This window comes from uncultured Dokdonia sp. (assembly GCF_947496725.1).
Taxonomy (GTDB): Bacteria; Bacteroidota; Bacteroidia; order Flavobacteriales; family Flavobacteriaceae; genus Dokdonia.
The window spans coordinates 446,818-470,876 of record NZ_CANMDS010000002.1; the positions used below are offsets into that span (position 1 = coordinate 446,818).

The 24,059-nt window shown below is 37.0% G+C and carries 27 protein-coding genes; 20 read left to right on the top strand and 7 right to left on the bottom strand.

Features of this window, described 5'->3' with window-relative positions:
• The first annotated feature begins 63 nt into the window (after nucleotides 1-63).
• Genes Q0948_RS05835 through Q0948_RS05845 form a run of 3 tightly spaced genes read left to right on the top strand, consistent with a single transcriptional unit; the run spans nucleotide 64 to nucleotide 3,183 of the window.
• On the top strand, nucleotides 64-1,050 hold the full coding sequence (locus tag Q0948_RS05835; protein ID WP_298349816.1) for a UDP-glucuronic acid decarboxylase family protein: 987 nt from the start codon (nucleotides 64-66) through the stop codon (nucleotides 1,048-1,050).
• 2 nt (nucleotides 1,051-1,052) lie between these two features.
• Nucleotides 1,053-2,405, top strand: coding sequence for an undecaprenyl-phosphate glucose phosphotransferase (locus tag Q0948_RS05840; RefSeq protein ID WP_298349818.1), 1,353 nt, complete (start codon nucleotides 1,053-1,055; stop codon nucleotides 2,403-2,405).
• Nucleotides 2,389-3,183 (top strand): glycosyltransferase family 2 protein, encoded by a 795-nt coding sequence (locus Q0948_RS05845; RefSeq protein ID WP_298349820.1) that lies wholly within the window; start codon nucleotides 2,389-2,391, stop codon nucleotides 3,181-3,183. The genes Q0948_RS05840 and Q0948_RS05845 overlap by 17 nt, the downstream gene beginning before the upstream one ends.
• On the opposite strand, the gene Q0948_RS05850 is transcribed toward Q0948_RS05845, so the two are convergent.
• Complete coding sequence (locus tag Q0948_RS05850; protein ID WP_298349822.1) at nucleotides 3,180-4,118, bottom strand: endonuclease/exonuclease/phosphatase family protein; 939 nt, start codon at nucleotides 4,116-4,118, stop codon at nucleotides 3,180-3,182. The two genes, Q0948_RS05845 and Q0948_RS05850, sit on opposite strands and share 4 nt — an antisense overlap.
• 93 nt (nucleotides 4,119-4,211) lie before the next feature.
• Nucleotides 4,212-5,492, bottom strand: coding sequence for a phenylacetate--CoA ligase family protein (locus Q0948_RS05855; RefSeq protein WP_298491280.1), 1,281 nt, complete (start codon nucleotides 5,490-5,492; stop codon nucleotides 4,212-4,214).
• A gap of 140 nt (nucleotides 5,493-5,632) precedes the next feature.
• On the opposite strand from Q0948_RS05855, the gene purD reads away from it, so the two are divergent.
• A complete protein-coding gene (gene purD, locus Q0948_RS05860; protein ID WP_298349826.1) occupies nucleotides 5,633-6,901 on the top strand; it encodes a phosphoribosylamine--glycine ligase in 1,269 nt (422 codons plus the stop codon).
• A 7-nt stretch (nucleotides 6,902-6,908) separates the two neighbouring features.
• Here the strand turns inward: purD and Q0948_RS05865 are convergent, their stop codons facing one another.
• On the bottom strand, nucleotides 6,909-7,172 hold the full coding sequence (locus Q0948_RS05865) for a uracil phosphoribosyltransferase (protein WP_298349828.1): 264 nt from the start codon (nucleotides 7,170-7,172) through the stop codon (nucleotides 6,909-6,911).
• 78 nt (nucleotides 7,173-7,250) lie between these two features.
• Between Q0948_RS05865 and Q0948_RS05870 the strand changes: the two genes are divergently transcribed.
• Genes Q0948_RS05870 through Q0948_RS05895 form a run of 6 tightly spaced genes read left to right on the top strand, consistent with a single transcriptional unit; the run spans nucleotide 7,251 to nucleotide 12,512 of the window.
• Nucleotides 7,251-8,177, top strand: coding sequence for a DUF6427 family protein (locus Q0948_RS05870; RefSeq protein ID WP_298349831.1), 927 nt, complete (start codon nucleotides 7,251-7,253; stop codon nucleotides 8,175-8,177).
• Entirely contained in the window at nucleotides 8,177-8,818 is a 642-nt protein-coding gene (locus tag Q0948_RS05875; protein ID WP_298349834.1) for a hypothetical protein, read from the top strand. The genes Q0948_RS05870 and Q0948_RS05875 overlap by 1 nt, the downstream gene beginning before the upstream one ends.
• Nucleotides 8,815-9,813, top strand: coding sequence for a DNA adenine methylase (locus tag Q0948_RS05880; RefSeq protein WP_298349836.1), 999 nt, complete (start codon nucleotides 8,815-8,817; stop codon nucleotides 9,811-9,813). Before Q0948_RS05875 ends, Q0948_RS05880 begins: the two co-directional genes overlap by 4 nt.
• Before the next feature lies 1 nt (nucleotide 9,814).
• Nucleotides 9,815-10,426, top strand: a complete 612-nt coding sequence (locus Q0948_RS05885; protein ID WP_038598205.1) for a DUF4254 domain-containing protein — start codon at nucleotides 9,815-9,817, stop codon at nucleotides 10,424-10,426.
• Between the two features lie 59 nt (nucleotides 10,427-10,485).
• Complete coding sequence (locus Q0948_RS05890; RefSeq protein ID WP_298349839.1) at nucleotides 10,486-11,499, top strand: glycosyltransferase family 9 protein; 1,014 nt, start codon at nucleotides 10,486-10,488, stop codon at nucleotides 11,497-11,499.
• Between the two features lie 59 nt (nucleotides 11,500-11,558).
• Nucleotides 11,559-12,512 (top strand): nitronate monooxygenase, encoded by a 954-nt coding sequence (locus tag Q0948_RS05895; RefSeq protein ID WP_298349840.1) that lies wholly within the window; start codon nucleotides 11,559-11,561, stop codon nucleotides 12,510-12,512.
• A 68-nt stretch (nucleotides 12,513-12,580) separates the two neighbouring features.
• Here the strand turns inward: Q0948_RS05895 and Q0948_RS05900 are convergent, their stop codons facing one another.
• The 4 genes from Q0948_RS05900 to Q0948_RS05915 form a co-directional block, all read right to left on the bottom strand.
• On the bottom strand, nucleotides 12,581-13,243 hold the full coding sequence (locus Q0948_RS05900) for an ATP-binding cassette domain-containing protein (protein ID WP_298349842.1): 663 nt from the start codon (nucleotides 13,241-13,243) through the stop codon (nucleotides 12,581-12,583).
• Nucleotides 13,240-13,533: a hypothetical protein gene (locus Q0948_RS05905; protein WP_298349844.1), complete on the bottom strand. Its 294-nt coding sequence runs from the start codon at nucleotides 13,531-13,533 to the stop codon at nucleotides 13,240-13,242. Before Q0948_RS05905 ends, Q0948_RS05900 begins: the two co-directional genes overlap by 4 nt.
• Nucleotides 13,534-13,646: 113 nt before the next feature.
• Entirely contained in the window at nucleotides 13,647-14,117 is a 471-nt protein-coding gene (locus Q0948_RS05910) for a hypothetical protein (RefSeq protein ID WP_298349846.1), read from the bottom strand.
• 12 nt (nucleotides 14,118-14,129) lie between these two features.
• Nucleotides 14,130-15,182 (bottom strand): ferredoxin--NADP reductase, encoded by a 1,053-nt coding sequence (locus Q0948_RS05915; RefSeq protein ID WP_298349848.1) that lies wholly within the window; start codon nucleotides 15,180-15,182, stop codon nucleotides 14,130-14,132.
• 94 nt (nucleotides 15,183-15,276) lie between these two features.
• Between Q0948_RS05915 and Q0948_RS05920 the strand changes: the two genes are divergently transcribed.
• The 10 genes from Q0948_RS05920 (at nucleotide 15,277) to atpH (ending at nucleotide 24,032) form a co-directional block, all read left to right on the top strand.
• A complete protein-coding gene (locus Q0948_RS05920) occupies nucleotides 15,277-16,746 on the top strand; it encodes a DUF5687 family protein (RefSeq protein ID WP_298349850.1) in 1,470 nt (489 codons plus the stop codon).
• Nucleotides 16,747-16,753: 7 nt separating this feature from the next.
• Nucleotides 16,754-17,467 carry an ABC transporter ATP-binding protein gene (locus tag Q0948_RS05925; RefSeq protein ID WP_298349852.1) on the top strand — a complete coding sequence of 238 codons (714 nt, stop codon included), beginning with the start codon at nucleotides 16,754-16,756 and terminating at the stop codon, nucleotides 17,465-17,467.
• Nucleotides 17,468-17,791: 324 nt separating this feature from the next.
• Nucleotides 17,792-20,329, top strand: a complete 2,538-nt coding sequence (locus Q0948_RS05930; RefSeq protein ID WP_298349854.1) for a hypothetical protein — start codon at nucleotides 17,792-17,794, stop codon at nucleotides 20,327-20,329.
• Nucleotides 20,330-20,353: 24 nt separating this feature from the next.
• The gene (locus Q0948_RS05935; protein ID WP_035326305.1) at nucleotides 20,354-20,758 is read left to right on the top strand and encodes a polymer-forming cytoskeletal protein; all 405 of its coding nucleotides are present in this window, start codon (nucleotides 20,354-20,356) and stop codon (nucleotides 20,756-20,758) included.
• Nucleotides 20,727-20,942, top strand: coding sequence for an AtpZ/AtpI family protein (locus Q0948_RS05940; RefSeq protein ID WP_298349857.1), 216 nt, complete (start codon nucleotides 20,727-20,729; stop codon nucleotides 20,940-20,942). Before Q0948_RS05935 ends, Q0948_RS05940 begins: the two co-directional genes overlap by 32 nt.
• A complete protein-coding gene (locus tag Q0948_RS14930; RefSeq protein ID WP_035326310.1) occupies nucleotides 20,943-21,344 on the top strand; it encodes a DUF6168 family protein in 402 nt (133 codons plus the stop codon).
• An 86-nt stretch (nucleotides 21,345-21,430) separates the two neighbouring features.
• Nucleotides 21,431-22,609 carry a F0F1 ATP synthase subunit A gene (gene atpB / locus Q0948_RS05945; protein WP_298349859.1) on the top strand — a complete coding sequence of 393 codons (1,179 nt, stop codon included), beginning with the start codon at nucleotides 21,431-21,433 and terminating at the stop codon, nucleotides 22,607-22,609.
• A 40-nt stretch (nucleotides 22,610-22,649) separates the two neighbouring features.
• Nucleotides 22,650-22,874 carry an ATP synthase F0 subunit C gene (gene atpE, locus Q0948_RS05950; protein ID WP_269465683.1) on the top strand — a complete coding sequence of 75 codons (225 nt, stop codon included), beginning with the start codon at nucleotides 22,650-22,652 and terminating at the stop codon, nucleotides 22,872-22,874.
• 98 nt (nucleotides 22,875-22,972) lie between these two features.
• Nucleotides 22,973-23,473, top strand: coding sequence for a F0F1 ATP synthase subunit B (locus Q0948_RS05955; protein WP_035326314.1), 501 nt, complete (start codon nucleotides 22,973-22,975; stop codon nucleotides 23,471-23,473).
• 22 nt (nucleotides 23,474-23,495) lie between these two features.
• Nucleotides 23,496-24,032 (top strand): ATP synthase F1 subunit delta, encoded by a 537-nt coding sequence (gene atpH / locus Q0948_RS05960; RefSeq protein ID WP_035326316.1) that lies wholly within the window; start codon nucleotides 23,496-23,498, stop codon nucleotides 24,030-24,032.
• Nucleotides 24,033-24,059 lie beyond the last annotated feature (27 nt).

Below are 24,059 nucleotides of genomic sequence, written 5' to 3' on the forward strand. Positions count from 1 at the left end.
TCCTTATTTTTACGGCAAGCAGTCAGTCATAAGATTTGCTGCCCAATCAACCAATAATAGAGAATGAAGAGAGTTTTAATAACAGGTGCAGCAGGATTTTTAGGGTCACATTTATGTGATCGTTTTATTAAAGAAGGCTTTCACGTTATAGGGATGGATAATCTTATTACCGGTAGTTTATCTAATATTGAGCATCTTTTTAAATTAGAACATTTTGAGTTTCATCATCACGATGTGACCACTTTTGTACACGTGCCAGGTGAGCTAGATTATATATTACACTTTGCCTCACCAGCAAGTCCTATAGATTACCTTAAAATTCCAATACAGACCTTAAAAGTAGGCTCATTAGGCACCCATAACCTACTAGGTCTTGCAAAGGTTAAAAATGCACGTATTCTCATAGCCTCTACTTCAGAGGTGTATGGAGATCCTCTAGTACACCCGCAAGATGAGGAGTATTATGGTAATGTAAATACCATAGGCCCACGTGGTGTATATGACGAGGCAAAGCGTTTTCAAGAGTCTATCACAATGGCTTATCACCGCTTTCACGGTCTTGAGACGCGCATTGTGCGCATATTTAACACCTATGGCCCAAGAATGCGACTTAACGATGGTCGTGTAATACCAGCTTTTATGGGGCAAGCATTAAGAGGGGAGGATCTTACGGTTTTTGGAGATGGTTTACAGACACGGTCTTTCTGTTATGTAGATGATCAAGTAGAAGGTATTTACAGGCTACTTATGAGTGATTATGTACTTCCAGTAAACATAGGTAACCCAGATGAGATCACGATAAAAGACTTTGCAGAGGAGATTATAAAACTTACAGGTACAGATCAAAAGGTAATCTATAAAGACTTGCCTGTAGATGACCCTATGCAGCGCAAGCCAGATATTACAAAAGCTAAAGAGATTTTGGACTGGACAGCTACCGTAGGTAGAAAAGAGGGTATGCAAAAAACCTTCGAATATTTTAAAAACCTTACACAAGAGGAGCTCTATAAAAGTGAGCATAAGGACTTCTCAAAGCACATACGTAAATAAGTATGGCGCAACGCGTAGGTAGATATTCAGTTTATATAAGGCCAGCAATTTATTGTATAGACCTTGCAATTATAGTGTTGCTAGCTAAGCTATGTCTTGTAATGAATGAAAACTTCTTGTTGTTTTCTCTGTACATCATTGCTACGTGGGTGTTTACCGCAACCAAGTCAGATTTTTATGAGGTATATCGATACACAAGACCCACGCGCATTGTCTCTCTTATTTTATTACAACTTGCCATATTTGCTTTATTAGTATTTGCTTTTTATGGTTTCTTTCAAGATGTAAACACATCACCAAGTAGTGTTGTTTTTTATGTCTTATATGTATTTCTTGGGGTGTCTATCGTAAAGTTTGGGGTGTTTTATTTACTTAAAACCTATAGAACTGTGCTAGGTGGTAACCATCGTAATGTGGTTATTCTAGGTTGGAATAATCAAGCAGAAGAGCTCAAAAACTTCTTTTTAGAAAACAAGGCCTACGGGTATATGGTTAAGAGCACTTTTGATATAAATAAACCTAAAGTCTCTCTAGATAGTATTTTTAGATATGTTTTAGAAAATAATATAGATGAGGTATACTGCTCTGTAGAGCAATTCTCAAATGAAGAACTTAGAGAAATTTCTGAGTTTACAGATAACAATCTTAAAATCCTCAAATTTATACCAGATAGCAGAGAGATTTTTACAAAAAAACTGGAGTACCAGTACTTAGGGATTACCCCAATCTTATCATTACGTACCATCCCTATAGACACGCCTCTTAACCAATTTATAAAGCGTGCTTTTGACATTGTTCTATCGGTAATTGTATTAGTAGGAGTTCTTTCTTGGCTCACACCTATACTCGCCATATTAATTAAGTTGGACTCAAAGGGAACCGTGTTTTTTAAACAAAAACGTAATGGTCTTGATTATCACGAGTTTTACTGCTATAAATTTAGATCTATGAGACCTAATGAAAAGGCAGATCTTGAGCAGGTGAGTAAAAATGATGAGCGCATCACTCGTGTAGGTCAGTTCTTAAGAAAAACAAGTATGGACGAGTTGCCACAGTTTATAAATGTCCTTAAAGGAGATATGTCTGTTGTGGGCCCACGACCACATATGGTAAGCCACACGCATATGTATGCAGAACGCATAGATAAGTTTATGGTACGCCATTTTATAAAACCTGGTATTACCGGTCTGGCACAAGTAAGCGGTTATAGAGGTGAGGTGGAGACAGATGAGGATATTGTAAACCGCGTAAAGTTTGATATATTCTATGTAGAAAACTGGTCATTGTTTTTAGATATCAAAATTGTGTTTACCACCGTTTATAAAGCCATAGTAGGAGATGAAAAAGCCTACTAGCCATACACCACAACCCTTAGTTTCTATTATAACACCATTGTATAATGCGGCACGTTTTATACAAGCTTGTAGCGCAAGTATACAAGCGCAAACCTATCAAAACTGGGAGCATATTATTGTAGATGATGCCTCTACAGATGGCTCGCTATCACTAGCACAAGAGCTTGCTAGCACAGATAGTAGGATACGTGTTGTTACGCTTTCGCGAAACAAAGGAGCCGCCTACGCCCGTAATAAAGCAACAGAGGTTGCGAGTGGTGACTACATAGCCTTTCTAGATGCAGATGACCTTTGGCATCCCGAAAAATTATCTAAACAAATTACTTTTATGCAAAAGCATAATTGTGCAGTATCGTACACCAGCTACATACAAATAGATGATGAGGGTAACCCACTAGGAAAGCGCATAAACGCGATGCCTTCTCTTTCGTATAGTAAACAGCACAAAAATAATTACATAGGTAATCTCACTGGAGTATACAATGCTAGCCTGACAGGTAAAATAAGCGCGCCTAGCATAAGAAAAAGGCAAGACTGGGCATTGTGGCTTGAAGCAATAAAAAGAAGCAATAAAAAAGCCCTAGGGCTTCAAGAGGATCTAGCTTTTTATAGGATACGTGAAGGATCTATGAGTGCAAATAAAGTACAACTAGTAAAGTATAATTTTAAATTTTACAATCAGCATCTGGAGTATTCTTGGTTTAAATCAGCATACTGGTTAGGGATTTTTTTAATGGAGTACTTTTTTGTGAGACCAAAATATATAGAAACTTACTAGAAAGCTATTTGCATCCAGATAGGTCTGTGGTCAGATAGGTAATACTTTACATAAGACTTAAACTTGCTGTGGTTTTCTTGCCATAAGTCTGGAAAAACTGCGTTATCAAAATCAAAAGTCCCATTTGCCTGTATGGTGTTTTTTAGAGAAGGTAAAAAGGCTATTTGATCATACATCTTATCATCTGCAATGTTTGAGTATACCTTAGTAGAATGTTTAGGTAGTTCTAGGCCACGTTTTACCAAGGCTTTATAGATGAGGTCACCAGGTTCTACTAGTGGTAAGTTAAAATCACCAAGTGCAATAATTTTATCAGAAAAGGCATATTTAGAGTTTCCCATCAAGTCTGTGTGCCTAGCTATTGCATAAGTTTCTAAAGCTCTACGATGAATGTTTTTCTTACTGTTACTCCCAAAGTAGGAGTGTACATTAAGTAAAACAAAATTTGTATTTCTCCATTGAAAAGAGCCTAGATAAGGATTGCGATCAAAGCCAGTAAAAGAGCTAGTAACTCCAGGCAACTTTATATACTTATGATCCTTAGGCGGGATTGCTACTTCCCCTACCATCTCAAGTTGCTTTACTACGCGGCTATCAAATATGTAGGCAAACCGTTCATTATTACCAGCCTTATCAGAAAAAAGTAAGTTATAATGACTAGGTAACGCGGCTTCTATTTGTCTAAGGCCTTCAAGGTTTACGTTTACCTCTTGTATGGCAATGAGATCAAACCAGTCTATAATTTCTGCTATAAGGGCTGCGTGTATAGTCCAGCGTTTATGAAGTCCTAAGTTTGCAATGTTCCAAGAAGCGATGAGCAATTTGGTTTTAGACTTTTCTGGAATGTGACGCTTTTCTTTATGTGCTAGTAATAAGTCTATCTGATCTTTAACCGAAAAATTATAAGTAAATGCAGGTTTTGGAAAGGCTGGCATAACACGATATTTTATGGTAAGATAGAAATTGTAATACTACCGATAAAGAGGTATTTGCCTGTTTATCAAGTCAGAACTTATGGATAAGTTCAGTTAGACTTTTGATGTAAACTGTTTTAATTTACCGCGGTCAGATCTATCCATTGTAGTTACCTTGATAAAATCTACTTTTAACCCTTCTTCAAGATAAGTTGCTGTTGCCTTTTTTATAGCATCTTGTTGCTCAGTACTGAGTGGTCTTTGTGCTGTATAAATAAACATAAATGTATCTAGTGCTGTTTGTTCAATTACAAACTCTTCTACATTACCATCATCTTGTATGATGCTCTTTGTTACATAATAAAAGGTGAGACCTGGTACTACTTTTCCGCTTGGTAATCTTGCTATATCATTTGTGCGGCCTTGCAATTTTTCTAGAATTGGTTTTTTGGGAGTACTTTTTCGCGAAAGCGCACCCATATCTCCTATATCATAGCGTATAAATGGATGGGCTTTATTGTAAAAAGAGGTAATCACAATGCGTCCCACTTCGCCATTAGGTACGGTACGATTATTTTCATCAAGAATTTCAACGAGCAGGAGCTCGCTGTCTACTTGTAACTCATTGTCTTTATTTTGAAATGCGATGAGTCCAATTTCTGATGCCCCATACTCATTGATAACAGGTACGTTGAGGTATTCTTCTATAAGCTTACGGTCATCTGGAAAGAGCATCTCGCTCGTTACAATACAAGCTTTAAGAGTAGGACAAACCTCTTTAAGGATGAGATTGTGTTTTTTTAAATATTTGGCAAATAGTACAATACTGCTGGTGTAACCGTTTATGTACTCAAATTTCTTTTTCTTAAATGCTTTGTGAATAGATTTTAGTGCTTTTTCATTAAGATTAAAAATTGGGAAGCGGTATCTATTGCTTAAAAAGTCTTTGAGACGCTCTTTTGTATACCCAATAGCGTTGAGCGGAATACCGTAAAATCGTGCTTGTTTTGAGCGGTCTAGATCAAGGTCAAACCATTGATATCTATCTTCAAAAGAGGCCCAAGTGAGTGCGTGTGCGTCTTTATCTTTTGCAAATGTAAAAGGTGTGCCAGAGGAGCCGGAGGTTTTACCTACGTGTACATTTTTAAGATGATAGAGTTCAGAGAGTCTTTGTTCAAGTGGTTGTTGTAAATCTTTCTTTGTGAGCACTGGTAGTGTTTCCCAGTCTTTTTCATCTCTTTTTATAAGTAGATTTTTATAAAAAGAGTTGTAAATCTCGTGATAGGTTACTATGGTCTTTTTTTGTTCTGAAATGTAGTCTTCATATTCACTTTCTGGTATGCTTTGGATACGTGCTAATTCTGCTTTTGCAAAATCAGTATCAAACCCTTTCATTCGTAACGCTCGGTTAAATAGTTTCAAGTCACCTTAATTTTAAATACCAAAATACAAAACACGTTTGAAAAATATAGAGACATCGCACCTATTTACACAAGCAAAACTTATTTTTGCTCTTAAACCTAAAAACCACTCAAATGAACATCTTAATCTTAGGCTCTGGAGGACGCGAGCATACATTTGCATATAAAATTGCTCAAAGTGATCACTGTGATGCATTGTTTGTAGCGCCTGGTAACGCTGGAACGTCACAAATAGCAACAAATGTTGCTATAGGAGTTACAGACTTTGACGCAATTAAAGCGCTTGTTATAAAAGAAGAGATAGAGATGGTAGTAGTAGGGCCAGAAGACCCGCTTGTACAAGGTGTTTACGACTTTTTTAAAGCAGATGAATCGCTTAAAAACGTGGCTGTTATAGGACCTAGTAAAGTAGGCGCAGCGCTAGAAGGAAGTAAAGAGCGTGCAAAAGAGTTTATGATGGCTCATAATATTCCTACGGCGGCTTATGAGGCATTTACCGCAGAAACACTTGATAAGGGACAGGCATTTTTAGAAACACTACAGGCGCCTTATGTACTAAAAGCAGATGGCCTTGCTGCAGGAAAAGGGGTTTTAATTATAGACAATCTTGAAGAGGCAAAGCAAGAGCTAGCAAATATGCTGGGAGGAAAATTTGGTGATGCAAGTGCAACCGTCGTGATCGAGGAGTTTTTAGACGGTATAGAGCTTAGTGTTTTTGTACTCACAGATGGTAAGAACTATAAAGTACTCCCTACAGCCAAAGATTATAAGCGTATAGGTGAGGGAGATGTAGGTCTTAACACTGGTGGTATGGGCGCTATAAGTCCGGTACCATTTGCAGATGGTGCTTTTATGCAAAAAATAGAGGAGCGTATCGTAAAACCTACGGTAAACGGGCTTTCTAAAGAAAACATTGAGTACAAAGGTTTTATTTTTATAGGTCTTATCAAAGTAGGAGATGACCCTAAAGTAATAGAGTACAACGTGCGTATGGGAGATCCAGAGACAGAGGTGGTATTACCACGTATACAGTCTGATCTTGTAGAGCTTTTTATGGCAGTAGATACTCAAACGTTAGATAAACAGGAGTTTAAACTAGACCCAAGAAGTGCAGCAACGGTTATGCTCGTATCTGGAGGTTATCCAGAAGCATATGAAAAAGGTAAAGTCATTACAGGCCTTGATACGGTAGAAGATTCACTTGTTTTTCACGCAGGAACTACAGAAAAAGATGGGCAAGTAGTGACTAACGGAGGTCGTGTTATCGCAATTACATCTTTTGATGATGACTTCAAACAGGCCATAAAAAAATCCTATCAAAATATAGAAAATCTACATTTTGATAGGATCAATTATCGTACAGATATAGGCTTTGACCTATAAAGTAATATTAAAGGTTGCTCTCGAGCTCGCTGTTTTTTCCTAAAAAACCGTGAGCTTTTGCTTCACGATACTCAGTATCATTTGCATCATATTTCTTGATTTCCATAATCCAGTATACGATTGCAACAGCACAAATAAGCATAAAAATCCAGTTTATACCGTTTGCAAGCCACCAGTTACTTAGCTCTAACTCTGCGAGTGCATTAAAGGGTGCAAATAAAGTTGCTTCTGCAAATTCTTGAACTCCTTCAAAAAATCCTGTCAAACTCATAATGTTGTATGTTTACAATATTGAAATCTTAGTTGTACATCTATAGATGCGACTGCAAAAATAGGAAAAAAACTAGCTATGCTCACAAGATTTTTTGGTACTTCAAAGCCCCTAGCCGTAGTTGTGGTCATCATTTATATGACATTAGGCTTTTTTTATAGCAATAGGCAGTGGGTTATAGAGCCCTTTAACTGGCAAGAAACCCTGCGACTAGTGGGGATGTGGCTACTTTTTATAAGCACAATGTTTATACTCAATTTTGTAGCTCAAAAAAATGATTTGACTAAGCGTAGCACCTACGGCGTATTACTTTTTGCTGCGTTTAGCCTTGCATTGCCAGCGGCTTTACGAGATGGCGCGATACTACTTGCAGGCTTTTTTATTCTCATAGCCTTGCGACGTATCATAAGTTTTAAATCTGAGTTATATATGGAACGCAAGATTTTTGATGCCACCCTATGGATACTTCTAGCAGCACTTTCTTTTTATTTTAGTTGGTTGTATTTAATAGCGATTTATATTGCACTTCTATTATATAATATATCAAACCCCAGATATTTAATTATACCCCTCATTGCAATCATATCATTTGCAGTTATATACTATAGTTTTTTGCTGTTACAAGCTGGTAGTCCGGCAGATGTTGACATTGTATTTGAGTCTGTGTCATTTGATTTTAAGGCCTATAATGAACTTGAAACTCTCACACCCATTGCATTTTTTATAGCCCTGCTATTATGGACCGTATGGCGCTACCTAGGAGAGCAAAGAAATGCCTCTTCTGGAGCAAAGTCTCGATACTCTGTAATATTAGGATTGCTAGCCGTAGGGATAGTTGTTATCACACTCTCGGCACATAAAACAGGTGCAGAGTGGTATCTTATTCTACCTGTAATGACTATTATAGTAAGTAATTTTTTAGAACACACAGAGAGTCCTATTTTTAAGGAAAGCCTGTTGTGGCTTATTGTCCTTCTTCCGGTATTTATAAACTATATCGCATAATGAAGCTCGATATATCCTACATAGAGAGTGAGTTAAAGAAAAGGTGTAACCTTCCCTATGTTTGGAATAGAAAGCAAAATGATACTTGGGATGATGCGACTAAGTTTATTTATAAAACAATGTCTTGGGAAGCACTTTTAGCTCAAATAGAGGAGCAACAAAAGGAGCACAATTTTCCCACACAAGATTTCTTTAACTACGCCATAAACAGATGGTACAACTTCTGGAGTGCCCAGGCCGTAGAAAAAATCTTTACAGACCTACCAGGTTTCGCACCTAACCCTAATCCGGTAGAAGACCACTACGATTTTAGATGGCTAGGCGAGCGCATAGACCATAAAACAAGTATATTCCCAAAAGGATTTGGTGAGAATTACGCTTTCGCGAAAGCGCACAAAACACAACTCATACAGTGGTTTTACAAGCACCAAAGTACCGGACAACGCTTTCACCTCAATAACAGGTTATTTATAGTCGTGCACGACCAAAACGGAGAACACTGGAAACTAAAAGCCGAAATAGAACTCATAAAATCCATCATAGAACCCTACGGAAAACAGAAAACACCAGCAGTAATGGAAGTCCTTTCCCTCGAGGAAGGAAAGGAAACAATGGCAGACATTATATGGGTAAATAGATGAATTATATAGGTTCAAAACATAGATTATCTTCCTTTATACAGGACACTATATATAGCGTGTGTGGGCAAGACCTAAGCGATTTGGTTTTTTGCGATCTCTTTGCAGGTACAGGCGCAGTAGGTAGGGTATTTAAATCTCAAGTAAAAGCCGTCATAGCAAATGATCTTGAGTTTTATAGCTACGTTCTCAATCGTAATTATATAGGAAATTATAAGAGTTTTGAATATAATGACCTCATAGAAAACCTAAATTCATTACCACTACAAAAGGGTTTTATTGCCGCACAATATGGAGAAGGAGGTGTGGGTAATCGGTTATATTTCAGCAAGCATAATGCTCAAAAAATTGATAGCATACGCACAGAGGTTGAAAAATGGTATGGTAATAAAGCGATAAGTACAGATGTCTACTATTTTCTACTAGCCAGCCTACTTGAGAGTGCAGATAAAATTGCAAACACAGCCTCTGTTTATGGATCTTATCTCAAAACTATAAAACCTAGAGCCGCAAAGGGTATGGTCATTACTCCGGCTACTTTTGAGATTACAAAGACGGCTCATCAAGTATTTCAAGAAGATGGTAACGAGCTTATTACTAAAATAAGCGGAGATATTTTATACATAGATCCACCATATAATGTACGGCAGTATGGTGCAAATTATCACATACTTAATACCATTGCAAAATATAATATCTTTGCACCACGAGGAAAAACAGGTCTTCCCATCTATAATAAAAGTGCTTATTGTAGTAAGAAAACGGTTGTCTCAAGCTTTGAACAACTTATAAAAAATGCTCAGTTTAAGTACATTTTTGTAAGCTACAGTAATGAGGGTTTAATGAGTCCATCAGTTATTAAGAAGGTGATGGAGCAGTATGGTAGATATGATGTAAAAACCACCAGCTATAAACGATTCAGAGCAGATAAAACAGCTAGCCGTCATCACAAAGCTAGCAGCACAATAGAGTATTTACACATTTTAGAAAAACAATAATATGTTTACAGATAAGGCAAATGCCATTTTTAAAGAAGCGATAGACACCTATCACGTAATAAACACCGTAGATCAACCTTTTATCAACAAGTATGATAAAAATGAAGATGTACTAGGGCACTTGCTATACCGTAAATGCTGGATAGATACTGTACAATGGCATTATGAAGATATTATACGCGACCCTCAAATAGACCCTGTGGCTGCACTTACACTTAAACGTAAGATTGATGCCTCAAACCAAGATCGTACAGATATGGTAGAGTATATAGATAGCTACTTTCTTGAGAAGTATAAAGATGTAACTGTAAAAGAAGGAGCGACAATTAATACAGAAAGCCCGGCTTGGGGAGTAGACCGTTTATCTATACTTGCTTTAAAAGTATATCATATGCAAGAAGAAGCAACACGTGAAGATGCAAGTGATGCACACAGAGCTGCTTGCCAGACTAAGCTAGATGTTTTACTAGAGCAACGCGTAGACCTCTCTACAGCAATAGATACCTTACTTGATGACATCTCAAAAGGAGACAAGTATATGAAGGTATACAAGCAAATGAAAATGTATAATGACGATGAGTTAAACCCAGTACTCAGAAACATTAAAAAGTAATGAATCCTTACGTACGATACCGTTCTTTATTTTAAAGAGCGGTATCGTGCATTCTTACAATGGCTAGACAAAAACATATTCTCATCATACGGCTCTCTGCAATGGGAGATGTAGCGATGACGGTGCCTGTGGTTTACGCTTTCGCGAAAGCAAATCCAGACATAAAAATATCTTTTCTCTCAAAACCATTTTTTAAACCCATTGTAAGCTCCATACCTAACCTTGAATTTGTTGCTGCAAATGTCACTTCAGAACATAAAGGAGTGATGGGTATATGGAAACTCGCACGAGAGCTTAAAAAGCTTGGTATCACACACGTTGCAGACTTGCACAATGTCATACGGTCTAAAATGCTTCGTACCTTTCTTAATCTGCCTAGTGCAACTCTAGATAAAGGAAGAGCCGAAAAGAAAGCACTCACTAGAGAAAGCGATAAGAACTTTACACAACTTGCTACAACCGTACAGCGCTACAAAGCTGTTTTTGACAACCTAGAATTTAAAGACCTAGTTCCAGAGGTTTTACCAAAACCCAATAAAGCGCCAGCAATCATTGAGTTTACAGCAGGTCATAATCGTAAGTGGCTGGGAGTAGCACCTTTTGCCGCTCACCTAGGTAAGCAGTATCCTCTAGATTATATGAAAATGGTAGTAGAAGGAATAGACCAATTAGATAAGTACGATATCTTTCTATTTGGAGCGCCCTCAGAAGTGACTATACTTAATAACCTCTCAGATAGCTGTAAAAATGTAAAGGTCGTAGCTGGAGCACTTAAATTTAAAGAAGAACTTAATCTTATAAGTCAGCTAGACGGTATGCTTTCTATGGATAGTGGTAACGCACACCTAGCAGCAATGTATGGCGTGCCTACGATAAGCCTTTGGGGAGTAACACATCCTTATGCAGGCTTTGCTCCATTTAATCAAGAAGAGCACTGCATAGTGTCAGACAGAAAAAAGTATCCAAAAATCCCAACTTCAATATACGGCAATCTAGTGCCAGAAGGTTATGAAGATGTGATGAAAACCACCTTACCAGAACAGGTAATAGATAAGATTAAAGCAACTATCTAATATAACATACTATGCGCGCACAGTAAAATTATACTATATTTGTGGTATATTATATAACTATGAGCGCAACAAAACCTACCCTTAACGACTTACTAGGCATTACTCACCCTATTATTATGGCACCTATGTTTCTGGTGTCTAATGTCGCAATGTTAAAAGCCGGAATGGAGAGTGGCATTGCTGCTTGTGTGCCAGCACTTAATTATAGAACTATAGAAGAGCTTAAAGCTGCCATTAATGAGCTTAAAGCGGCAAAAGTACCTGGAGGAGCCTTCGGGATAAATCTTATTGTAAATAAATCTAATATGAAGTACCCTGCACAGCTGGAAGCAGCTTGTGAGCTAGGTGTAGACTTCATTATCACATCTCTCGGGTCACCTAGAATGGTTATCGAGAAGGCAAAACCAAAGGGAATTAAAGTATTTTGTGATGTTACAGACTTGAGCTACTCAAAAAAGGTAGAAGCAATGGGTTGTGATGCACTAGTTGCAGTAAATAATCAAGCAGGAGGCCACAGAGGTAATATCGCTCCAGAAGCACTTATAAAAGAGCTTAATGAAAACTGCGCGATACCAGTAATAACTGCTGGTGGAGTTGCAAACAAGAGCGACCTTGATCGTGCAATGTCTTACGGCGCGATAGGAGCAAGTATAGGAAGCCCTTTTATAGCTTCAGAAGAGGCACCTGTGTCTCAAGAGTACAAGCAAGCTTGTGTAGACTTTGGTGCAAAAGATATCGTGATGACACAAAAGATATCTGGTACGCCGTGTACAGTTATTAATACACCTTATGTTCAAAAGATAGGAACAAAACAAACCTGGCTAGAAGGTCTTCTTAATAAAAATAAGAAGCTCAAAAAATGGGTGAAAGCCATTCGTTTTGCAAAGGGTATGCGTGATACCACAAAGGCCGCACAGGGAGCTACTTATAAAACCGTATGGGTTGCAGGACCATCTATAGAGCAAACCACAGCGATAGAGCCTGTAGCAACGATTATTAAGAAGTTTATATAGAAATACGCTTTCGCGAAAGCGTAAATAAAACCAAAACCTGTCAAGTCATAAAGATGAGACAGGTTTTTTTATGTAATATACCCTTGTAGCCTAAGATCTTCTACCGAATATACTACCGAAGAAAACCCGTTAGAAAGTACAATGTTACTCGTAGTAACGTCTAGTACATCTGTATAATAATGGTCTGTGACTATGATTCCTTTTTTTGCTTTAAGCGAAAACAAAAACTCTTTTATCTTTTCTTTATACAAGGGCTCTATCATAGAGAAAGGCTCATCTAGCATAAGGAATGGGTGATTAAGATTTGCTACAAGTAGCAGCTCTAGATAACGTATCTCACCCATTGAGAGTACGCCCGCTTTTTTTGACGCTATTTTTTCTATAAATGGAGCTCTAAAAATGGCGTCTTGATCATCACCATCACTATAAAATAGCGGGATGATATCTCTTACTTTTAAATGTTTAGGTAAAAAGCTTTCTTGTGGTAAATAGCCTATATATTGACTAGGAATAATCTTTTCTAGAGATATAGGTGAGCCATTTATGGTAAGTGTTGCTTTAGTCGCTTTTAAGGTGCCAAAAAGTATCTTGAGCAATGTAGATTTGCCAGATCCATTAGCACCAAATAGTCCCAAAATATCACCAGTCTTTAGTGTGAAGGAGACATCTTTGAGCACTTCTTTGCTTCCAAATGATTTTTGTGCAGATATGAGTTGTAGCTCGTTTATCATACAAAGAAGGATGTAATGATAAGCAAGACTATGGCTAGAAAACCATTTATCAAATAGGTTCTTGTGATGAGGTGCCTCTTTGTAAAACCAAGATTATGGTACATATAGTATTGTTGTTTTTGAAAGTAACCAAAGGCAAGAATGCCCAAGCCAGTCCCAAACACACCAAAAACAACGATAGTTACTAGAACACCATTTATAATGCTATCTCGAGCAGGAACTGTCGCGAGTCCAAATAAAATGCAGACTGCAGCAGCATATAATGTTACGTCACGATAAAAGTTCCACATAGGTTAAAAATAGATAATCTCCTTTTAAGGTAGGGGTAACATAATTTAATGGCATAAAAAAACCTGCCTATTGTATAACGGGCAGGTTTTTAAAAATGTTATAATGTCTGTGTTTAAATAACATTTATTTGAGCAATATACCTTTCAATAAATTCTTTGTCTTTTTTACTATTCAAAATCAACAATTCATTGTTTTTATGAGTTCTATAATTCATTAGAAACTTCGTTTTACCACTACGAGTCAATTCTGAAAATTGCAAACGTTTTGAGTCAAATTTATTTGTTAGTAATTCCGTTTTTTGAGTATGCTCAAGTATTTTTCTTAGATAAGTTAATTCTCCGGTTTTTTCGTCAATCTTCAATTCAGAATAATAAACCCAAGCAGTAAACCTATATGATATAAATCCAATCGATGTTAAAGCGGTAACGAATATTCCGAGACCAATTCCTAGAAACCAAATTAGAAATACAGAAGAGGCAGCGGTCCAAATAAATAATTCTTTCCAATTAAATGGAAGTCTATCACTTAAAGTATGAACATTACCATTTCTTGAAATTTTATAGTAATTCCCTTTATGATTCATTATTACGACTAACTATATATCATCATAATCTACCACAATTCTAGCTGAGGTAGGATGCGCCTGGCAGGTAAGGATGAGTCCCTCTGCAACCTCTGCATCTGTAAGAATTTGATTTTGTGACATCACAGCAGTACCTTCTGTTACTCTTGCGATACAGCTACTGCATACGCCGCCTTGACAAGAGTGTGGTGCGTCTATATCTTCATCTAGCGATGCGTCAAGAATGTTTGTCTCTTGATCCATTGTAAACTCAAACTCCTCATCGTCACAAAGTACTTTTATAGCCGTTTTACCATCTAGAGGCGCTTCTATTTCTGAAGTTTCTGTGCTTGCAGTAAAAAGTTCAAAATGTATAGCAGTATCTGCAACTTCATTTTCTTTTAGAACTTTAGTTACTTCATTAATCATTGCCTCTGGACCACATAAAAAGTAATCGTCAAAGTTGTTTTCGGCATATTTATTTTTTACCACAAAGTTTACCGTAGATTTCATAATACGGCCAAAGTGTGCGCCATCTACACGCGACTGCGAGTAAATAGACTCTATAGAGAAGCGATCTGTATATTGAGATCTCAAGGCTTGTAACTCGTCTATAAACATCGCCTCCTCTGGTGTTCGGTTCCCAAAGACTAGTACAAAAGTGCTATCTGGAGATTGAGTAAGGGTTGTCTTTATCATAGACAGAATAGGTGTAATACCAGAACCTGCGGCAAATGCTGCGTAGTTTTTCGCTTTCGCGAAAGCGGAATTATCTATCTTAAATCTACCCTCTGGTTCTTGTACCTCTAGCGTGTCACCTTCCTTAAGTTCTCTATTTGCATACGTTGAAAACGTTCCGTTTTCTACCTCTTTTACAGCAACGGTAAGCCCCTCTTGAGGTGTGCTACAAATAGAGTAAGCACGTCTAACCTCTGTGCCATCTATAGTAGTTTTTAAAGTAATATATTGACCAGGCGCAAAGGTAAAGTGCTCTTTTAAAGCACCCGGAAGTGCAAAAGTAATAGCAACAGACTTTGTTGTGATTCTTGTAATGGTCTGAATATGAAGTGTATGAAATGAAGACATTGACGTTTTTTTTACAAAAATACAAAGCAATGCGTTTTATGTGTAACATTACGAGTAGTTTAAATACCTATACCTCGCTAAACAACCGAAAATTATGGTCAAACAATTTGTAAGCCTTGAGTGGAAGGCATTTTTTAGAAGTCCTGCTTTTGGGACTAACCTTGCACTTAAAATTTTGATGGTTTTTGGAGCCTTAATGATGGTTTTATACCTAGGAGGTGCTGGTGTGGGTCTTTATTTTATACTTGAAAAAGCAGACCTTGAGCCTTTCTCTACCGTAAATACATTTGTTATTTACTACATAGTAGGTGATCTTATAATAAGATATATGGGGCAAAAAATGCCCGTGGTAAATATTAAACCGCTATTACTTTTACCTTTTAAAAAGACTAAGATTGTAAAGTTTGCACTTGGTAAAACGGTGCTTGCCTTCTGGAACTGGATGCACGCTTTTTTCTTTATTCCATTTTCTATTGTTTTACTGGCAAAGGGTTTTAATCCGCTAGGTGTGATTGCGTGGCACGTGGCAATGTTTTGCTTTATATATGCAAATAATTTTATTAATGTCTTTTTAAATGACAAGCTGTGGCTTGTGTTGAGCGTAGGAGCATTATTTGCTGCCTTGGGCTTTGCTCAGTATTATGGCTATTTTGATATCACAGCCTTTACACAACCGTTTTTTCAAGGGTTATATGAGTATATGTGGCCTGTTATATTTCCTATAGCATTACTTGTTACAGTAGCAACGGTTGCTTTTAAGTACTTTCTTGCAAGACTATATCTAGATGCAGGGTTGGCAAAAAAGGTGAGTGAAGCCAGTGGTGGAGATTTAGGGTGGCTAGATCGTTTTGGGAAGCAGTCTACTTTTCTTAAAAATGATATTAGACTTATAATGAGAAATAAACGCTCTAAGACTACTGTGTTTATGAGTGTTATGTTCTTGTTTTACGGGTTGCTCTTTTTTACGGGTGCTGTTGAGGTTTATGATGGTCCTTTCTGGAAGATGTTTGCTGCTGTATTTGTGAGTGGTGGTTTCCTTTTTAGTTTTGGGCAGTTTGTTCCATCTTGGGATAGTGCCTATTACCCACTTATGATGACACAAAATATTGCCTATAAAGATTACTTAAAGTCTAAGTGGTTACTTGTGGTGATTGCCACATTCTTTTCGGCCATATTATGTATACCCTATATTTATTTTGGGTGGGATATACTTATTGCAGTACTAGTAGGAGCTATATTTAATATGGGTATAAATGCACACCTTGTATTGCTAGGGGGTGCTTATATAAAAACACCTATAGACTTACAGAGTGGTAAAAAGGCCTTTGGAGACAAGAGTTCTTTTAACCTTAAAACGCTGCTTGTGAGTTTACCTAAAATGCTTGGGCCTATGGCACTTTATGCGATAGGGCACTTTACAGTAGGACCTACTTTGGGCTATGCACTAGTCGCTATAGTAGGGCTTATAGGCTTTGCTTTTAGAGACAAAGTATTTGACCAGATTATAAAAATATATAAGACTGAGAAGTATAAAACGCTTGCAGCTTACAAACAAACAAAATAGAGAGACGATGATCACAGTACACAACTTGTCAAAATCATATAACGGAGTTACAGTTCTTAACCTTGAAGGTTTTGAAATCCCAAGGGGTCAGTCTTTTGGACTTGTAGGTAATAATGGAGCCGGTAAGACTACGCTTTTCAGCTGTCTGCTAGATCTTATACAACCTTCTACAGGTTATATAGAAAATGGAGGCGTAAAAGTAAATGAGAGTGAAGACTGGAAAATACATACGGCTTCTTTTATAGATGAGTCATTCCTTATAGGATACCTTACTCCAGAAGAGTACTTTTATTTTATAGGAGATCTAAGAGGAGAAAATAAGGCAGATGTAGATGCATTGCTCGCGACTTTTGAAGACTTCTTTAATGATGAGATTATAGGAAAACGTAAATACTTACGTGATCTTTCAAAAGGAAATCAAAAAAAGGTAGGTATTGTAGCAACATTAATAGGGAGTCCGGATGTAATTATACTTGATGAGCCATTTGCAAATCTTGATCCTACTACGCAAATACGTTTAAAAGGAATTATAAAAAAGATGGCATCAGATAGAGAGGTAACTGTCTTGGTGTCTAGTCACGATCTTCAGCACGTTACAGAAGTTTGTGAGCGTATTGTGGTGTTAGAGAAAGGAACTTTAGTAAAAGATATTATGACTTCTCCAGCAACTCTTAAAGATCTAGAGGCTTACTTTGCTGGTAATGAGGTGGTAGTAGAGTAAGAGTCTTAAGTTGGGGTAAAAAAAATGGCCACAATAAAGCGACCATTTCCTAAGTTCCCCAACTTAATTCTTCAAGTTTATGCAACTTGAACAGTAAAAATACTAAAGTGCTAGGTATCAACCGAAAAAACAGCGGTTTTTTTTAGAATTTTCTTAACTTTTTTTTAAGACATCCACAAATTATCTGCTCAAAGGCACTATATGACGTGAAGAGTCCTAATAAAAAGATGGAAATCTATGTTTTTTCAAAAAGAAATGTATTTTTACACGCTTCCATACTAAAATGGGTAAATTACAGTTCCTTTTAGTAAAAACACAACAGGTTTGACAATACTCTTAAGACGTATCCTCTGTACAAGTATTCTTGTATTAATTCTTGCGAGCTGCTCTCGCAAGAAAGATTCATTTATAAGTCGCAACTACCACGCAGTTACCACAGAGTACAATACGTTATATAATGGTAACGTCGCCCTAGATGAAGGTAAGAGTGCACTTATACAAACCTTTAATGATAACTACTGGGAGGTATTACCTATAGAGCGCATTTCTTTTGAAGAAAACACGGCTCTAGGTGAAGAGAACAGAGATCCTAACTTTGTAAGAGCAGAAGAAAAAGCAATCAAAGCCATACAGCGCCACTCTATGAAAATAGATGGAGAAGAGCGCAACCCACAAATGGATGAAGCCTTCTTACTACTAGGAAAAGCAAGATATTTTGACCAGCAATTTGTCCCAGCACTCGAAGCTTTTAATTACGTACTTGCATATTACCCTAAGAGTAACAATATCGCTCAGGCAAAAGTCTGGAAGGAAAAGACAAACATCAGGCTAGAAAATAATGAGATTGCTATAGAGAATCTCAATAAGATTTTTAAAGTAGAGAAAAATCTCAAAAACCAAGACATTGCAGATGCAAAAGCAATGCTTGCGCAGGCCTACCTAAATCTAAACAAACCAGATAGTGCTCTCATTTATATAAAAGAAGCATCAGACCTTACTCGTAAGTATGAAGAAAGAGGTCGCTATAACTACATCAAGGGGCAGCTGTATAATCGTCTCGATAAAAAAGATAGTGCAAACCTTGCCTTTCAAGAAGTGATAGACCTTAATAGAAAGATACCGCGCAAGTATCATATTAATGCACATCTAGAGCAAATACGTAGTAGTGACCTTACTACAGAAGATACTCTTGCACTAAGAGAGCGTCTAGATAAAATGGTAAGCAATAGAGAGAATAGACCATTTTTAGATAAAATATATTACACAAAGGCGGCCTATTATATGAGCCTAGGTAAAGAAGACTCTGCTATTGCAAATTATAATAAGTCATTAAGGGAGACTAGCACAGATAACTATCTTGTGTCACGAGATTATCTCGCACTTGCAGACTATAATTTTGAGCAAGCCGCATATAAAACTGCTGGTGCTTATTATGATAGTATGCTGGGTAAAATAAGCGACCGTACAAGAGAGTATAGGTCTGTAAAAAAGAAGCGTGATAACCTTACAGATGTTATTGCATATGAAGATCTTACCCTTCGTAATGACAGTATAATTTCGCTAGTTACAATGTCTGAAGATGATCTAACGGCATATTTTGACAACTATATAGCAGAGCTTAAGGCAAAGGAAGCTGCAGACTCTATTGCTAGAGTAGATAAAATACGTAATAACGAGTTTTTTAATAGTAGTACTAGTGCTCGTAAAAAAACACAAGCTACAGCTGGTGAATTTTACTTCTATAATGATGTGGCCGTATCTTATGGTAAGCAAGCCTTTGAGCGTAGATGGGGTAAAAGAAGACTAGCAGATGGATGGCGCCTCTCATCAAAACAAACTCCAGCTAGTAACGGAGGACTCTTGCCGGTAGCACTTCAAGAAGAAGAGGAGACACAAAAGAAAACAGCACAAGACTATATTGCAACACTACCTAGGGATAGAACTCAAATAGATAGCCTCATTAAAGAGCGTGACTTTGCATACTTTCAGCTAGGGCTTATTTATAAAGAAAAGTTTAAAGAATATCCTTTGGCGGCAAATCGTTTAGAAAAGCTATTAAGTTTCAAACCTGATGAGAAGCTTGTGTTGCCAGCTACCTATAACTTGTATCAAGTGTATGAATCTATGGACGCTTTCGCGAAAGCGGAAACCTATAAAAACGAGATCACCACAAAGTATCCAGACTCTCGTTATGCTACAAGAATAAATAATCCTAATACAGCACTTGAAGCAGATGCAGAGGCTCCAGAAGAAATTTATAAAGGTTTATACAAGCGTTTTCAAAACCAAGAATATGCAGGTCTTCTCTCAGACCTAGAAATAAAAATTGATCAACTTTATGGAGATCCATATTTACCTAAATTTGAACTGCTTAAAGCAACCGTGTTAGGTAGATATAAAGGGTATGATGCTTACAAAGAGAGCCTTAATTATGTAGCACTTACCTACCCACGTACAGAAGAGGGTAAGAAAGCTCAAAACTTATTGCGCAATGCTTTGCCTACAATGAAGTTTGAAAACTTTGATGACGAGGCAATTTCTATAAACTATAAGGTGCTATACTCCTTTACAAGTTCTGACGTGCAAGGAGCGCGCGATTTTCAGAGGAGACTTGTAGAGAGCTTTGAAAAAATAGGCTACACACAGTTTTCTACCTCTATAGATGTATATAATGAGAAAGAGTCTTTTGTAGTAATACACTTTTTAGACAGTAGAAATCAAGCCGAAGGCCTTGTTGAATTACTTGCAGTAAATGATCAAGTAAGAATTACAAGACCTAATACCATTATTGCTTCAGAAAATTATAAGATCATCCAAGTACATAAAAACTTTGATGCTTATAAGGCACAAAAAACAAAATGAGATTAAATATAAACCCCCTTACAAATGTTTTCAGATAACAAAAAAGGAAAAGGACCTGCTCTTACAAATCAACAAAACCGCATAAGCCAGGGTACAACTCTTAAGGGAGATGTTACCTCAGAAGGAGGTTTTCGTATAGATGGTGTAATAGAGGGTAATATTACAGCGCCAAATAAGATTGTAATAGGTAAAACAGGTGTTGTAACCGGTACAGTTATTTGCAACGATGCAGATGTAGAGGGTAAAATTGTAGGTAGATTAGAGATAAAAAATTTACTCTCTATAAAGACTTCTGCACATATTGAGGGAGAGGTTATTACTGGTAAGCTTGCCGTAGAGCCTGGGGCAACCTTTAATGCATCTTGTGAGATGAAAGGCAACCTTAAATCGCTATCTAATGCCAAAGGAAAAGGAGAACGCTCCGCTTAAAAACTGGGCGCGGTTTTCTACCATTGCCTTACAAATGGGTGTGACTATATACTTAGGTAATCTATTAGGCATATGGCTGGATCAAAAGTTTGAAACTACATTCTTAGAAAAAACAGTTACACTCTTTGCTATTTTTCTTTCTATCTACTTCGTCATAAAAGGGGTAATGCGTCTCAATAAATAAGTGTTGATCAAAAAATTAATTCTTTATACACTTGGTGTTATAAGCTTATTTCTCATTAGTTATAACGTTCACCATTATCTCACATTAAAATTTGAGATATATCATCCATACAGTTTATGGAGTGTTTATCTATATCAAGCAATAGCATCTTATATACTTGTTGTAGTCTTTGAGCTACTTGCCTCGCTCACAAAAGAGTTTAAAGATCAACTAGGTTTTTTATACTTAGGATCTATGGCGGTAAAAGTTTTATTCTTTTGTGTTCTTTTTAGAGATGTTATTTTTTTTGGACCTGATTTGAGTAAGAGAGACAGTGTTTCTCTACTGTTACCCATCTTCATATTTATCTTTTATGAGGTAATTGTTATTGTGAAAATCTTGAATAGAGAGACTCAAAATTGAAATAATTACGAAATCTGTTTTATTTTCAAGAAAATGAGTACTTTTGCACAGAATTTTAGGCCACGTCATTTATTGAAAATATTGGAATGAAAATAGCATCAAAATCGATTTCATTTTTAACATTAGTTCTTGTGCTTTTGACTTCTTTTTCTGTTTACGGAAAAGATGGAGCAAAAAAGGGTGATCCTGTTAATACAAGAACGGAGATTAATGAGTACATACAACATCACTTAAAGGACTCTCACGACTTCCATTTATTCTCAACTTTTGATGATAATGGAGTTGAGCATCACTGGGGTTTTCCTTTACCAGTAATGTTGTGGGGAGAAAATGGCTTTACGGCTTTTATGTCTTCAGAGTTTCACCACGATGATGATGGAACTGTCGTTGTAGAAAAAGGTGATAGCCGCTTTGTAAAACTTCATAGTAGAATATATGAGCTTAACGCTGGTGAGACTGCTGTTCAGTTTGATGAAGAGCACCACGCAGTAAATGCTTCAAAGCCTTTTGATTTATCTATCACAAAGAGTGTCTTCGGGATATTACTTATAGGTTTATTAATGCTGTTTTGGTTCTCAAGACTAGCAAGACAATACAAAAACAAACAAGTTCCTACAGGATTTGGACGTGTACTTGAGCCACTAGTGGTTTATGTACGTGATGAAATTGCTAAGCCAAACATTGGTGAGAGCTATAGAAAATTTACTGGATACCTTCTTACTGTATTCTTCTTTATTTGGATACTTAACCTTGTAGGTTTAATGCCATTCGGATTTAATGTTACAGGTCAGATAGCTGTTACAGCGGCACTAGCTGTTATTACATTAGTAATTTATGTGTTTAGTGGTAATAAGCACTTCTGGGGGCATATGTTATGGATGCCAGGTATTCCTTATGTGTTTAGACCATTACTAGGTATTATAGAACTTATAGGTACACTAGTTATTAAGCCATTTTCATTATTAGTACGTCTGTTTGCAAACATTACTGCAGGTCACACGGTTGTAATGAGTCTTGTAGCGGTAGGTATTCTTATGCAAGAAAGCTTATCTGCAACAGGGTCTACTATTGTATCATTATTTTTATCATTATTCATAATGCTTATTGAGGTGCTAGTAGCATTCTTACAAGCTTATATATTTACAACACTCTCTGCACTATTTATAGGTATGGCAGTTGCAGATGATCATCACGATGAGGAGCTGCACGACGAGCTAGGAGAGGAGATTGAGGACACTGAAGTTATCCGTAAGAACTTCACTTAATTAAGAATTTTTATTTGTTTAATTTTTTATATACACTATTATGTCTTTAGCATTAGTACAAGAAGTAGCACCAATGTTCCCAAATTTAGTAGGAGCTGGTCTAGTAGTAATTGGAGGTGGTATCGGTCTTGGTAAGATTGGTGGAGCTGCAATGGAAGGAATTGCTCGTCAGCCTGAGGCTGCTGGTAAAATCCAGACTGCGATGATTATCGTTGCTGCACTTTTAGAAGGACTTGCATTTGGAGCGCTTATATTAGGAGCTTAATCCAGATCAACTCTAAAAATTCAACTTCCTGTAACGGTTGGTTACAGGAGTTGAATTTAATTAAACAAAGATTATAAGAACACAGAACCACTTTTGAGATGGAACAATTATTAGAGAATTTTTCACTTGACCTGTTTGTAAAACAAACAATCCTTTTCTTATTGCTTATTTTCCTTATGGTAAAATTTGCTTGGAAACCTATTATGAGCGCACTTAATGAGCGTGAAGAAGGAATACAAGGAGCTCTTGATGCTGCAGAAAATGCAAAGAAAGAGATGGCAAGTCTTCAAGCAGATAACGAGAAGCTTTTAAAAGAAGCTAGAGCAGAGCGTGAAGCGATGCTTAAGGAAGCTCGTGAGATGAAGACTAAAATGATAGATGACGCAAAGGTAGAAGCCAAAGACGCTGCAGATAAAATGGTAGCTCAAGCACAAGCAGCTATTGAGGCAGAACGTAAGAGCGCTATCGCAGATCTTAAAGGTCAGGTTGCAGCACTTTCTGTAGAGATTGCAGAGAAAGTTGTAAAAAATGAGCTTTCTGATAAAGAAAAGCAACTAGGTCTTGTAGACAAGATGCTAGGTCAAGCAACATTAAACTAACAGATTTTAAGCCGCTATCACTATGAGTAGAGCAGCAATACGATATGCAAAAGCAGTACTAGATCTTGCAAAAGATAATGGATCTGTAGAGGCAGTTTTAAATGATATGAAATCTGTAAAGGCTACTATTGAAGGAAGTAAAGAACTTCGCAATGCCTTAAACAGTCCTGTAATAAAAGCAGACGATAAGCGCGCTGTATTACGTCAGGTATTTACAGACGGTACAAAAGAGACCTTAGGTCTTGTAGATGTTCTTGTAGATAATAGTAGAGCAAATTTACTAGGTGGTGTGGCAGATAGTTTTATTGCAGAGTACAATAAAAGCAATAAGATTGAGAGTGCTACAGTAACTACAGCAGTAGCTTTAACTCCAGAACTGGAGACTAAGGTTCTTGCAAAAGTAAAAGAGCTTACAGGAAGCACGAACGTAACTCTTACAAACGAGATTGATGAGAGCATCATAGGTGGTTTTGTATTAAGAGTAGGTGATACACAGTACAATGCAAGTATCGCTAGCCAGTTAGGCAAGTTAAAAAGAGAATTTAGTAACAGTTTATAAATAAACGGCTCATCGTGAGATGAGAAA